The sequence below is a fragment of the Paenibacillus sp. FSL H7-0756 genome, from assembly GCF_038006765.1.
In the GTDB taxonomy this organism is placed as follows: Bacteria; Bacillota; Bacilli; order Paenibacillales; family Paenibacillaceae; genus Paenibacillus_AQ.
Genome location: NZ_JBBOVT010000001.1, coordinates 524538 through 538357, shown reverse-complemented (window position 1 = coordinate 538357; position 13820 = coordinate 524538). Strand labels below are relative to the sequence as shown.

Below are 13820 nucleotides of genomic sequence, written 5' to 3'. Positions count from 1 at the left end.
CGAAACAAATCGAGTTGTTCACCTCCGGCAACAGCATAGCAATTACGAACAGATGGGGGAGATGAGAAGATGAAGAGAGCTTGGAGAAGGCGGATGCTGCTGAGTGCCAGCTTGCTACTGACGATAGGCGGATTGGCAGGCTGCTCGGGTGGCGCGGACGGCAACAAGAATACAGAAGGAGCAGCGGCGGATGGGCCTACACCCATCTCGATCTGGGCTTCGCTGAATACGAATGTCTCGATCACGCTGAAGAATATGAGTGAGATTACGGCGATCAAGGAGTGGGAGAAGAAGACCAACATTAAGACGGAATTCCAGCACCCGGCGGTCGGGGCGGAGACGGAGCAGTTCAACGTCATGCTGGCCTCCAATAAGCTGCCGGATGTGATGTTCGTCTATGGCGATTATTCCAAGCTGTACACGGACGGCAGCATCATTAAGCTGAACGACCTGATTGACCAGTATGCGCCTAACCTGAAGAAGATTCTGGACGAGAATCCCGAGGTGGCGAAGCAGTTGAAAGCAGATAACGGAGATATCTATGCCATCCCGCATCTGCGGCTGGGCAAGTATAAGACCTTCGGCGGCATGTTCATCCGCCAGGACTGGCTGGATGAGCTGAAGCTGCCGCAGCCGGAGACGATTGCGGAGTGGGAGACGGTGCTGAAGGCCTTCAAGGAGAAAAAAGGCGTCACCGCTCCGCTCCTGTACGGCGCTCCGCCCAAGCTGACAACGATGGGTCCGGCGGCCGCGAATTTCCTGGAGGCCTACGGCATCACCAATACGATCTTCCTCAAGGACGGCAAGGTGGTGTTCGGGCCGGTGGAGCCGGAATTCAAGGATTTCCTGACCACCTTTCACCGCTGGTATCAAGAGGGGCTGATCGATCCAGACTTCGCTACCAACGATCAGAAGACCTTTGATGCCAAGATTCTGAGCAGTCAGGCCGGGGCCTTCTTCACCTACATCGGCGGCGGCATCGGACGTTATCTGCCCGCCCTCCAGGAGAAGGAGCCGGAGGCTAACCTTACGGCCGTCCAGTTCCCTGTAGTGAACAAGGGCGATGAGCCGATGTTCACCGGCCGGTCCTGGGAGTGGAGCGGTGCCGGAGCTACGATCACCAAGAGCAACAAGCACCCGGAGGAGACCGTGAAGGCGCTGGATTATTTCTTCAGTGAAGAAGGCCATATGCTGAAGAACTTCGGCGTAGAAGGCGTGACGTACACGATGAAGGACGGGTATCCAACCTATACGGATGAGATCCTGAAGAATCCCGACGGGCTGTCGGTGGTCCAGGCGATGGCGAAGCATTTCATTGCCAACTATCCGTTTGTCGGGGAGGATGACGACCGGTACAACGAGCAGTATTACCAGTACCAGCAGCAGAAGGACGCGGTAACGCTTTTTTCGAAATACAGTGACAATACGCTTAAGGTCGGTCTACCTCCGGTCAGCCTGACTACTGAGGAATCCAGCGAGTACAGCAAAATCATGAGTGACATCACCACCTACCGCGATGAAATGTTCATCAAGTTCGTCATCGGCGCTGAACCGCTGGAGAACTTCGATAAGTTCACAGCCCAGATCGGCAAGTTCAATGTGAAGCGGGCGATTGAAATTCAGCAGGCGGCGGTTGACCGCTACAATGCAAGATAAATCAGGATGAAGGCCACCTGCGGAGCGGCAGATGAAGCTACTTGTGCCCTCGCAGGCCGGTCCTGCAAAAGAAAGGAGGGAGACTTGTGACCCGTAAGTTATCCCTGGTATGGCTGAATTACAAGCAGAACAAAGTGATCTACTGGATGGCGCTCCCCGTGGTACTGTATTTTCTGGTCTTCAAGTATCTGCCGATGTATGGCGCGGTCATCGCTTTCAAGGAGTACACCGTCGGCAAGGGCATCTGGGGCAGCGAGTGGGTGGGGCTGCAGCATTTTCAAGATTTTTTTCAGAGCTATTATTTCTGGCGGGTGCTCAAAAATACACTGATCCTCAGCTTCTACCAGCTGTTATTCGGCTTCCCGGCCCCGATCCTGCTGGCGCTGCTGCTCAATGAGCTGAGGCATGAGATGTTCAAGCGCACGGTACAGACGGTCTCTTATATCCCCCACTTTATCTCCCTGGTGGTCATTTGCGGGATGGTGGTTGATTTCTCCTCCCGTGACGGGCTGTTCAATTCGATCATTACATTCTTCGGCGGGGAGAGCAGCGCGCTGCTGAGTGAGCCGGGGAATTTCCGCACGATCTACACGGCTTCCTCCATCTGGCAGGAGCTTGGATTCTCGACCATTATCTATCTGGCGGCGCTCAGCGGAATTAATCCCGAGCTCTACGATGCGTCGATGGTGGACGGGGCCAGCCGGCTTCGCCGGGTCTGGCATATTACACTGCCGGGGATTATCCCGATGATTGTGATTCTGCTGATTCTGCGCATAGGCGGGCTGATGGAGATCGGCTTCGAGAAGGTGATCCTGCTCTATAACCCAAACGTCTACGATACAGCGGATGTCATCTCCACCTTCGTCTACCGCAAAGGGATCAGCGAAAGTGCAGAGTTCAGCTATACGACGGCTGTCGGCCTGTTCCAGTCGCTGGTCAATTTCATTCTGCTCATCGGCGCCAACCGCCTCTCCAAGGCGGTATCCGACAATAAGCTGTTCTAAGTGGAGGATGCTCATGACGATTAAACGAACGATAGGGGAAAAGCTGTTTGACAGCCTCAACGTGCTGCTCATGGTCCTGCTCATTATCATCACCTTGTATCCGCTGTGGCATGTGCTGAACGCCTCGCTCAGCGACTCCAACCGGCTGATGGCCCACAGCGGGCTGCTGCTGCTCCCGGACGGGTTCAATCTGGACAGCTACAAGCTGGTGCTCAGTAATCCGAGCATTCTCTCCGGCTACAGAAATACACTGGTGATCGTGGTGCTGGGCACGGCGCTCAATTTGCTTTTTACCATCCTGGGGGCCTATACCCTGTCCCGCAAAAGCTTCATGCTGCGCAATCCGATCATGCTGGCCATTGTGTTCACCATGTTCTTCAACGGCGGCATTATTCCGACCTACCTGCTGATCAACAATACGCTTCACCTCGGCAATAATCTGCTGGCACTGATTGTACCGGGGCTGGTCAGCAGTTATAATCTGATCATTATGCGTACAGCCTTCCAGGGAATCTCCGAGAGTCTGCTGGAATCGGCCAGAATTGACGGTGCGGGAGAGATGCGCATTCTCTGGCGGATTGTTGTACCCTTGTCGATGCCGGTCATTGCGGTCATGATTCTGTTCTATGGAGTAGGCCACTGGAACTCCTGGTTCAGCGCCATTTTGTATATCCGCGACCGTGATTTGTATCCGCTTCAATTGGTGCTGCGTGAGATTCTCATCCAGAACAGTACGGATTCGATGACCACCTCGGCCGCCATGGGCGACAAGGAAGCAATCGGAGAAAGCGTGAAGTATGCAACCGTGATAGTGGCGACGCTGCCGATTCTGTTTATATATCCGTTTCTGCAGAAGTATTTTGTGAAGGGCGTCATGATTGGCGCAATCAAGGAATAGACCAAAGCCAGGCCAGCACTGTACTCACATCATGAACAAGGAGGAGGAGCGCCATGAAAAAGAAAAGCATCCTGTTGTCCTGGGGCCTCTCTTATCTGGTCATCCTGCTCATCCCCGTTGCCATCGGGGCGGCAGTCTTTGCGGAGTCCCGCAATCTGCTGAAGGAAGAGGTGAACCGCTCCAATATGGTGCTGCTGTCCCAGGTGCAGGAGACGATCGACAGCCAGATTCAGGATATCAGCAGCATCAGCAGCCAGCTCATGGCCGATTCTCAGCTCAGCAGCTTCATTAATCATGCGTCCGAGCAGGATGCCAGGTGGCGGCTGATGGGGCTGGAGCTGATCAAGAACCTCAAATCGATCCGGATCGGGAACGGGCTTATCCGCGAGCTGTACATCTATGTGAAGTCCTCGGATGTGGCGCTGTCCTCCTCTTCGCTGGTGTCCAAGAAGCTGCTGTATGAGATTTATTATGAGGGGACCGGGGTTAGCGGGCCGGAGTGGACCAAGCTGATGGAGCAGTCAGACCAGAGCGCCTTCCGCAAAATGAAAGTCCTCAGCGAGGACCTCCGCATAGAGGAGACATTGGTCTACCTTCAGCCTTATCCGGTTCAGGTGTCGCCGGACAGCCCGGCTACCTTTGTGGTTATGCTGGACCCGGAACGGTTCCAGCAGGCGATCAACAATGTGCGGCTGGAGCCGGAGAGTATAGTATTCATCCTGGACCGTGACGGGCGTACGCTTTTCTCCACAGGAACGGTTGAAACCCCTTACACCATACATCAATATTTGCAGCAGAATAAGGACAGCGAACGGCGGACCGGCACGGCCGACTGGAATGGGGAATCGGTGACGGTCTCGCAGATCTCCTCCCAGGTGGAGGACTGGCAGTACGTCTCTGTCGTCCCGACCCGGATCTATGCCAAGAAGCTGATGGTCATCCGCAGCATCACCTTCGCCGGCGTGGCTGCGGTCCTGCTGCTGGGCGGTGTCGCCGCCTGGTGGTTCACCCGGCGGAATTACCGGCCGCTGGGCCGGATTATGAATATTATCTCCGACAAGGTCAAGGGGAAGCTGGAGCAGCCGGATGATGAGTTTGGCATCCTGCAGACGGTGCTGACCCGGGCCTGGGAGGAGCAGGACCAGTTCGCCACGCGGCTGAAGGAGCAGCAGACGATGGTGCGCAGCAGCTTCCTGGCGAGGCTGCTGAAGGGACGGGTGCAGCCGGGCGAGGAGCTTGTCGGGGAGATGGAGCGCCTAGGCCTCTCTTTGGAGAGTGATTCCTTCGCCGTGCTGCTGGTACACATAGAGAATTATGAGGGTCTGTTCCGCACAAGGGCCCCGGAGGACAAGGAGGAGAAGCGCCAGTTCGTCCATCTGATTCTGACCAATGTGCTGGAGGAGCTGCTGAGTCCGGCCGGTCCGGTCTATTCCGCCGAAATGGATGGGCGGATCGCGCTGCTGGTCAATCTCCGGGGGGATACGGCGGAGGCCATTCCGCAGCTGATCCGGGCGACTGGAGAGGCACAGCATTTTATCCAGTCCCGCTTCCTGATTTATTTCTCCGTTGGCGTGAGCAGTGTCCACACCTCTCTGGCAGACATCTCCGCCTGTTTCCGGGAGTCGGAGGAGGCGCTGGAATACCGGCTGATTCTCGGCATCGGCCAGATTATTGACCAGGACCGCATCCGGCAGCCGAAGGAGGAGCTGTATTATCCGCTTGATCTGGAGCGCCAATTGGTCAATTATATCGCCACAGGCAACTATGCCCGCTCTACCGAGGTCATGAATGAGATTCTAATGACTAATTTTGCCGGGGAGCCCTTATCCGTTGAGCTGGCCCGCTGCCTGATGTTCGAGCTGATCGGTACCATGCTGAAGGCCACGGAGCAGCTCAAGACCGATGACCAGAAGGAGCTGACCCGGCGCAATGAGCTGATCCGGCGGCTGTTTGCCTGTGAGACCTTCGAGGAGATGGAGACGGAACTGCTGCAGATTCTGGAGACGGTCTGCCAGATGGTGCATGAACGCAAGCGTTCCCACAACACTGAGCTGAAGGAGCAGCTCCTGGAATTCATCCATGAGAATTACAATGATGTGAATTTGGGGCTGACCCACATCTCGGAACGCTTCCGCTTCCATCCAACGTATGTCTCGAAGTACTTCAAGGAACAGACCGGCACCAACGTTATCGATTATATCAACCAGTACCGGATCGAAGAAGCCAAGCGGATTCTGGAGGCGGATGAACTGAATGTGCAGGAGGTTTCAGAGCGTGTGGGCTTCCTGAACAGCAATTCCTTCATTCGCGTGTTCAAGAAATATGAGGGGATCACTCCGGGCCAGTATAAACAGGCCAATCGGCTGATCCAGCAAGGGTAACCTATAACAAGGAGGATATTCTGACATGTGGCAACAAGCGATTGAAGACGCACTACGCGTAACGAAACGTAATATTACAAGATTCGGGGACCGGTTCCCCCATGTGAGTGCCGGGGATGAGCATTATACACTGAATGACAATACCGAGTGGACTGCGGGCTTCTGGTCCGGCATCCTCTGGCTCTGCTCTGAGTACAGTGAAGATCCGGTCTACCGCGAACAGGCGTTAAGAACCGTCCAGAGCTTCCGCCGCCGGATGGACCACAAAATTATTTTCGATCATCATGATATCGGATTCATGTACTCTTTGTCTTCCAAGGCCCACTGGATCATCGAAGGGGATGAAGGGGCCCGGCAGCTTACGCTGGAGGCGGCGGACATGCTGATGAAGCGCTGGCGCGAAGGGCCCCGCCTGATCCAGGCCTGGGGACGGGAGGGCGATGCTGTCAACGGCGGGCGGATCATTATCGACTGTCTGCTCAATCTGCCGCTGCTGCTCTGGGCGCATGAGCAGACCGGCAATGAAGATTACCGGCGGGTGGCCGAGCTTCATGCCCTGAAGTCCCGCCGCTTCCTGGTGCGCGGGGATGATTCCAGCTATCATACCTTCTTCTTCGATCCTGTGACCGGTGACGCCATCCGCGGCGGCACACATCAGGGCTACAGTGACGGCTCCACCTGGACGCGCGGTCAGGCCTGGGGCATCTATGGCTTCGCCCTGATCAGCCGTTATCTGACAAGCCCGGAGATGCTGGAGACGGCGAAGCGGCTAGGCCGCTACTTCGTGGCCCGTCTGCCGGAGGATGGGGTCGCATACTGGGATTTCGACGCTCCCGTTGAACCGGGAACGAAGCGTGACAGCTCGGCCTCAGCCATTGCTGCCTGCGGGCTGCTGGAGATTGCGGCGCAGCTGGAGACGGCTGATCCGGAGCGCCTATTCTTTCAGGAGGCGGGAGAGGCAGCGGTGCGGGCACTGGCAGAGCATTATTCGACCCACGGCAGCGATCAGGCCGAGGGTCTGCTGGAGCATGGCGCGTATTCGGCCAGAGCCGGGGACTCGCCGGATGATTACACCATCTGGGGCGACTATTATTATCTGGAGGCGCTGATGCGGCTGGAACGGGGGATTCCGGGGTATTGGTATGAGCGGACCGTGCTATAGATCCCAGCTATGTGGGATGGCGGTTCCGGGGCCCGGCCCTGATAATCGGTACATGACCTGTTGGGGTCATGTACCGATTATCATTTTCGGAGGGGATGGAATGAACAGCAGCACATCTAACACAGCCAATACAGCCAATTTAGCCAATGTAGCCAATACAGCCAGCCCGTGGCAGAAGGCAGACGGGGATCAGTATGTACAGAATATCAGCCGCAAAATTCCCGGGTACGCGCTGCAATATGACCTGATGGATACGCTGTTAACAGCGCGGCTGGATAAGTGGGAGAAGCAGGACAAGCCAAGGCTGTTGGTCGTGGGAGCAGGCGGGGGACAGGAGATACTGAAGCTGGGGCTGAGCCACCCGGACTGGAGCTTCAGCGGCCTGGACACCTCACAGAGTATGCTCCAGGCTGCCAAACAGCGGCTGGCGGCAGCGGGTCTTATTGATAGAGTGCGGCTGCATCATACAGAGATAGCCGCTTGGAGCAGTAATGCGCTGCATGATGCCGCAACCTGTATGCTGGTGTTGCATTTCTTGCAAGGGCAGGAGAGTAAGCTGACAATGCTCCGCAGCATTGCCGCGCGGCTCCGGCCGGGCGCACCGCTGTGTATTTCCGCCATCTGCGGGGAGCCGGGCACGCCTGCATGGGAGCTTCAGATGGCGGGCTGGCGGTTGCATATGCTGGGGAACGGGATCGCAGAGGATGAGTGGCAGACCTTCGAGCAATCGTTCGGAGTCACCTCCCATCCTCTCCCTGCTCAAGAGATGGAGGTTTTGCTGCTGGAGGCCGGGTTTACGGCCGTATCCAGATTCTTCGGCGCTTATCTGATTGACGGCTGGGTGGCCGTGAAGGCGTAGGAACAGCAGTTGGAATAACGCATCTTAATTCGCCGAATTTACAGGAATAACCGGAAGCAGGTGGAGAAACAACATCTATTCATGCAAATCCTCGCTGCTTTGGTTGAAATGGGATGATGTAAGTGTTGTTTATCTACCTGTTGTTATGGCAAGAGCCATCCGTTCATCAGCAAATGTAGGCAATCCACTTAATTTCTTCTGCCCGGTATCGGGCTAGATTAATCGGTAACTGCACTTTGTACAATAGAATGCTGTAAAAAAGGCTTTGAAATAGAATCTATTGTATTCCGTACAATGGAATATTGAGCAAAAGCCACTTTTCACCCAAACACAATATTCTACTGTATGAAATACAATAGAACCTCATTTAGCGGTCAGCAATGCGTATTCTATTGCAGGAAATACAATCAACTACTTGAATTGAAGAGTGGAAGTCGGCAACGGGTGCAGTATCAACCTAATAGTAGCTCGAACTTCCTGCTCAATCATTGCAGTAAGGTATGAAGCTGCGTTTGCAGCGAATAATCAGAGCTAAGTGTATTCTGTGCAACTAAAAACAGTGAAACCGAAGGCTTTCCCCTTCTGACTGTACAACTAAACTTGCCCGAATGAGCAGAAATCCAGATATAGAGGCATTTTAGTTGCACGAAATACAGCTAAACAGAGATTCGGCGGTACATCCGGCGATTTAGTTGTACAGATTGCAATTATGCTTGCCCCTTGCACCTTAATCGTGCACGATCGGGCGCGGCAACCCCCAGCAAGCGATGAGCTAAAAGTAATGTTCACAGGTTTAAAGCTAATGCAGTACAATTTCATAGTTCCCGTTCCCGTTCCCGTTCCCGTTCCGTCACCCCTTCACCGCCGAGCTGGCCACTCCTTCAATAATGTATTTCTGGCCGAGCAGGAAGACGAGAATCATCGGAATGATCCCGGCGGTGGCGGCAGCCATCATGCCGTTGTAATCAACATTGTTCTCCAGGATGAAGTTCTGCAGCCCGAGCGGAACGGTGAACAGGTCCTGGTCGATCAGGAAGACGAGCGCGTTCTCGTAATCGTTCCAGTGCCAGGAGAAGTCGATAATCGCCAGTGTCGCCAGCGAGGGCTTGGCCATCGGCAGGATAATCCGCGAGAAGATGCGGAAATGGCCGGCACCGTCGATGAAGGCAGCCTCCGAGATTTCATGAGGGACGGAGAGGAAGAACTGCCGCATCATGAATACGCCGAAGATAGTGAACATGCCGGGCAGAATCAGCGCCCAGTGGGTGTTATAGATGCCGGCCCAGTCGAACATGATGAACTTGGGCACGAACAGCACCTGCGGGGGAACCATCATCATAGACAGATAAACCAGGAACATCGTGTTGCGTCCCTTGAACTCAATCCGGGCAAACCCATAGGCTGCCAATGCGGACAGGGAGACAGCGCCGATGGTACTCAGCACAGCGACCTTAAGGGAATTCAGATAATAAGGCACGAAGCTGCCCTGGCCGGACCAGACCTTGATATGATGACTCCAGTTGAAGTAGTCGGGAATCCACTGGATCGGATAGCGGAAGACCTCTGCAGGGGTTTTGAAGGAGGTGCTGATCATCCAGAGGAAGGGCACAATCATGACGATGCTGAAGAACAGCATGATTAATGTGGTGATGATTTTGATAACGGCGGCTTTATTCATATTCTCAGCTCCTTAGTAGTGAACCCAGCGTTTCTGGCCCAGCCATTGAACGACGGTGAAGATCAGAATGATCAGGAACAGGGCCCAGGAGACCGCTGACGCATAGCCCATCTCGTAATAGCGGAAGGCATTCTGATAGATGAACAGGGATAATACGGTGGTACTGTTCCCGGGACCGCCCTGCGTGATCGCCTGGATGATGCCGAACTGCTTGATCGACATGATCAGCCCGGTAATCAGCAGCAGAAAAGTAGTGGGGCTCACCAGCGGCCACAGGATGCTGCGGACCGTCTGCCAGGTGCGGGCACCGTCGATAGTGGCTGCCTCCAGCAGCTCGCCGGACACTTCCTGCAAGGCGGCGAGGTAGATAATCATGTTATAGCCGAGCATGAACCAGATCCAGATGATATCAATCGCATACATGGACGTATCCATCGTGGACAGCCAGCCGGGAGGGTTCTCAATGCCCATAGAGCGGAGAATGCCGTTGATCGGCCCGTTATTCGGGTGGAACAGCAGCATCCAGACGAAGGCTACGGCTACGCCGCTGGTAATATAGGGCATGAAGTACAAGGCGCGCAGCAGCTTTTTGAGATAGACAGAACGGTTCAGGATGACAGCCACCAGGAACGCCAGCCCAATGGATACAGGAACAGAGAGCAGGAACAGCAGCGTGTTCTTGATGGCAATATAGAAGACCTCATCCCCCAGCATCCGCCGGATATTGGCCAGCCCGATGAACTTGGTATTAGGACTCATAAACTTGTAATCTGTAAACATGAGATAGAACGAATACATAGCCGGTATGATAAAAAACAGTATCACGCCAATCATATTGGGCCCGATAAACAGATAGCCCAGCAGCTGCTGACGTCGCATCCAGGTTGCCTTCACAATAGCCCCACTCCTTTAGTCTTATAAGTACATTACAAGCATAGCAAGCGTTCCCGTGAGGGTTAAGGAACAAAACCACCCACTTCATGGCACAGAAATATACAATTACACAAGCGGCAGCAGGCACTTCGGTCTTAGTTATGTTCTATTGGCGTTCCGGCAGCAAGAAAAAAGCGGCATTCCCCGAAGGAATGCCGCTGGAGTGACACAATGCTCGTTATCCGAAAAGAAACAGGCTACAGGCTTAAGCTATCCGGCTTCTCCCGCTGTTGATGCCGGTACTGGCTGGGCGTCTGCGCGGTCAGACGCTTGAAGATCTTAATAAAGTAGTTATCGCTCACGAAGCCGACCCGGTTGCCGATCTCATAGACCGGCAGGTCGGAGCCGGTCAGGAGCCGGATCGCCTGATCTACCCGTACACGGTGCAGATAGTGGATGAGGGTGTGGCCGGTTTTCTTTTTGAACAGGGTGCTGACATAATTCTCGGCCATCATGACATACTGGGACATCGACTTCACGGTAATATCCTCAGCGTAGTGTTCATGCAGATAGTGCAGGATCTTCTGAATCTCCGGGTGGCTCGTAATCTCCTCATGGGCCGGCGGTGGCGGGGGAGACTCCTGAGGGATATCCGGTTCAACCTTGCGGTTCTTCTCCAGCTCTCCGCTGACCTTGCGCAGTGTGTCCCGGAGTGAATTGACGCTCATCGACAGCTTCAGAATATAATTGGACGCCCCGTATTCCATGGCCTGCCGCACATTCTCGAAGTCATTCATGCAGGTCAGCATGACGAAGCGGGAATCGAACCCCTCCTCACGGGTTCTGCGCAGCAGCTCGACGCCATCCATCTCCGGCATGACGATATCCGAAATCACCAGATCGGGTACATCTTCGCGGATCATCTCCAGCGCCTCTGCCCCGTTGCCCGCTTCCCCGCTGACCGTGAAGCCAAGCTCTTCCCAGGCGATAATCTCACGCACGCTTTCCCGTACGAATACCTCATCCTCCACCAGCAGTACCTTCCACATGTGTAATCCCTCCCTTAGTTATGCGCTTCAAGCCGGATGTTCGTTGCCGTAAGGTGTGGACATTAGCAGCGGCAGCGTTAAGCGGACCGTAACGCCTTCGCTGGTAGAGAGAACCTCAAGCTGTCCCTCTTCCCGGAACAACAGCCGCAGCCGCTCCTGAATGTTACTCAGTCCGATGCCCGGACGCTTGCGCGGAGCCTTGGGCCCCCCGCCCTGCTCCATGCCTACGCCGTTGTCCCGGATCTCGACAATCAGCCTGTGCTCTTCGCGGCGGACGTTCAGCTCAATGAGGCCGTGGCCGGGCAGCCTGCTGATTCCATGGATAATGGCGTTCTCGACCAGCGGCTGGAGGCTGAGCTTCGGCACCAGGGCATACAGAATGTCCTCGTCATACATGAAGGTACAGTCGAATTTGTGGGCGTAGCGGACCTGCTGAATATGGACATAGGCCTCTACAAGCTCGATTTCATCTTTGAGATGGATCAGATCCTTATCGGTATTCAGGCTGGCCTCCAGCAGCTTGCCGAGCGACAGGGTCATGTTCGTAATGTCCTCGTTATGCTCGCGGATGGCGATCCATTTGATCGTATTCAGCGTGTTCAGCAGGAAGTGGGGATTCGTCTGGGCCAGCAGCATCTGAAAATGCACCGCCTCCTTCTGCCGCTCCTCCGCCTTCAGCTTCTGGATCAGCAGGTTGGTATCGTCCAGCATCGTATTGAAGGTCCGGGTCAGCTCCAGGATCTCCCCGCTGAACTTGTGCTCCGGCAGGCGGATCTTCAGGTTCTTTTGCACCGCCGCCTTCATCTTGTTCTGCAGATGGGACAAGGGCCGCGTTATGGTCGTAGCAATCACGAAGGTCATCATCAGGAAAATGCTCGTCAGCACCAGAAACGTAAGGAAATACTGCTGCTTCAGCCCCTCGATCTCCACGAACAGCACGGACAGCGGAATCCGGTTGACGATATACCAGTCCAGCGACTCCACATAGATATAATTAATCAGGGCGTTCGAGTCCTTGTCGATGTAATACTGCTGTCCCGGCTGCCCGGCGAATCCTGCCTTCACCTTGTCAGACAAAAGGCTGCCCGGAACCGACTGGGAGATATCCTCGCCCGAGCGGGTAATCAGGAAATACTGCTGCTCCAGATCGGACTGCTTGTGAATGGAGCGCAGCCAGTACGTATAATCAATGCTGATCCGGGCCATGCCATACGGCTGGTTCCGGGCATCCTCCAGATAGGCATATAAGGAGAGGAGATAGGCGCTGGTAGAGACATCGCGCAGCACATAGTTGGTATCATTCGGCACCCAGTGATAGGAGCTGTTATTCATCTGCGCTCTGTCGAACCCCGGATTTCCCCGCAGATCCGAATAGACCAGTGAATCCTTGGGCGGATATGAGGTGTATGCGCTTTCAGATAAGTCCAGAATCATGAAGTAGACCGAAGGATTATACAGGAAGAAGCTGTTGTTCAGGTTCTTGAAAATATTCTCCATCAGCCTCTTATTCTCCAGCTCATTACGCTGTTCAGGATGGAGCAGCACAGACTTCACAGTGTCATCCTGCTTCAGGAACAGCAGCGTCTTGAAGGCAATGCTGATCTGGTCCTCCAGCGTGCGGTACATCTGCTCCAGCTGATAGTGGCTCTGCTGGCTGATTTTCTTCTGGACGAGCGTCTCAATACGCTGATAGTTATAGATATTCAATGCGCCGAACGGCAGCAGAATCAGGCACACGAACGCGGTGAACAGACGGTATTTCAACTTCTGGGGAATCAGCACACGCAGCAGCTGTGACACAGGGAAGCACCTCCAAGCCTGACTGAACCTGCCCGGTTCGGGCCGGTTGATATGCTAGATTATAGCATAATCCCTCCGCCGGATTGGCGATATTTCAAATTGCATGGTTTTGTTCCAGCGGACAGGGGAGGATGGCGGAAATGCATAGTTTTGTTCTATCCGGGCTGCTTGACAGCGGCAGAAGAAAGACGGAACGGATGGTTATCCGCCCCGTCTTGTCAAGGGACCTCTTGGAGTATACTGGGGGAGAAGATGTCAGTTTAAACGAATGATGTTGTACTTCAGCGCAAGCAGAAGGAACACGCCAGCCAGGAGAAAGCCCCCCGCCGATACTAATCCGCCTATAATGATTGTCCTGTCAAAGGGTTTGAAGCTTTTGAGCATTTCATCCCTCCTTTGCGAAGATGGTCCCTCCTCCCAGATTATAAACGATCTTCCAGTGTGCGTGGTAATTAGGGTT

General features: G+C 54.5%; 10 protein-coding genes. 6 read left to right on the top strand and 4 right to left on the bottom strand.

The annotated features are described in order from the left end of the window. Window positions 1-69 precede the first annotated feature (69 nt). The 6 genes from NST04_RS02320 to NST04_RS02295 all read left to right on the top strand — a co-directional run bounded on the left by NST04_RS02320 (window position 70) and on the right by NST04_RS02295 (window position 7960). The gene (locus NST04_RS02320; RefSeq protein ID WP_341183019.1) at window positions 70-1656 is read left to right on the top strand and encodes an extracellular solute-binding protein; all 1587 of its coding nucleotides are present in this window, start codon (window positions 70-72) and stop codon (window positions 1654-1656) included. A 146-nt stretch (window positions 1657-1802) separates the two neighbouring features. Further along, window positions 1803-2660, top strand: coding sequence for an ABC transporter permease (locus NST04_RS02315; protein ID WP_445667902.1), 858 nt, complete (start codon window positions 1803-1805; stop codon window positions 2658-2660). A 13-nt stretch (window positions 2661-2673) separates the two neighbouring features. Further along, on the top strand, window positions 2674-3558 hold the full coding sequence (locus tag NST04_RS02310; protein ID WP_341183017.1) for a carbohydrate ABC transporter permease: 885 nt from the start codon (window positions 2674-2676) through the stop codon (window positions 3556-3558). A gap of 53 nt (window positions 3559-3611) precedes the next feature. Continuing rightward, a complete protein-coding gene (locus tag NST04_RS02305) occupies window positions 3612-5939 on the top strand; it encodes a helix-turn-helix domain-containing protein (RefSeq protein ID WP_341183016.1) in 2328 nt (775 codons plus the stop codon). Between the two features lie 25 nt (window positions 5940-5964). Further along, the gene (locus NST04_RS02300) at window positions 5965-7101 is read left to right on the top strand and encodes a glycoside hydrolase family 88 protein (protein WP_341183015.1); all 1137 of its coding nucleotides are present in this window, start codon (window positions 5965-5967) and stop codon (window positions 7099-7101) included. 100 nt (window positions 7102-7201) lie between these two features. After that, window positions 7202-7960: a class I SAM-dependent methyltransferase gene (locus NST04_RS02295; protein WP_341183014.1), complete on the top strand. Its 759-nt coding sequence runs from the start codon at window positions 7202-7204 to the stop codon at window positions 7958-7960. Window positions 7961-8810: 850 nt separating this feature from the next. Here NST04_RS02295 and NST04_RS02290 read toward each other — a convergent pair. The 4 genes from NST04_RS02290 to NST04_RS02275 all read right to left on the bottom strand — a co-directional run bounded on the left by NST04_RS02290 (window position 8811) and on the right by NST04_RS02275 (window position 13360). After that, a complete protein-coding gene (locus NST04_RS02290; RefSeq protein ID WP_341183013.1) occupies window positions 8811-9638 on the bottom strand; it encodes a carbohydrate ABC transporter permease in 828 nt (275 codons plus the stop codon). A gap of 12 nt (window positions 9639-9650) precedes the next feature. Next, entirely contained in the window at window positions 9651-10532 is an 882-nt protein-coding gene (locus NST04_RS02285; RefSeq protein WP_341183012.1) for a carbohydrate ABC transporter permease, read from the bottom strand. A 236-nt stretch (window positions 10533-10768) separates the two neighbouring features. Further along, window positions 10769-11560: a response regulator gene (locus NST04_RS02280; protein ID WP_341183011.1), complete on the bottom strand. Its 792-nt coding sequence runs from the start codon at window positions 11558-11560 to the stop codon at window positions 10769-10771. Window positions 11561-11587: 27 nt separating this feature from the next. After that, window positions 11588-13360, bottom strand: coding sequence for a sensor histidine kinase (locus tag NST04_RS02275; RefSeq protein WP_341183010.1), 1773 nt, complete (start codon window positions 13358-13360; stop codon window positions 11588-11590). Window positions 13361-13820: the final 460 nt, after the last annotated feature.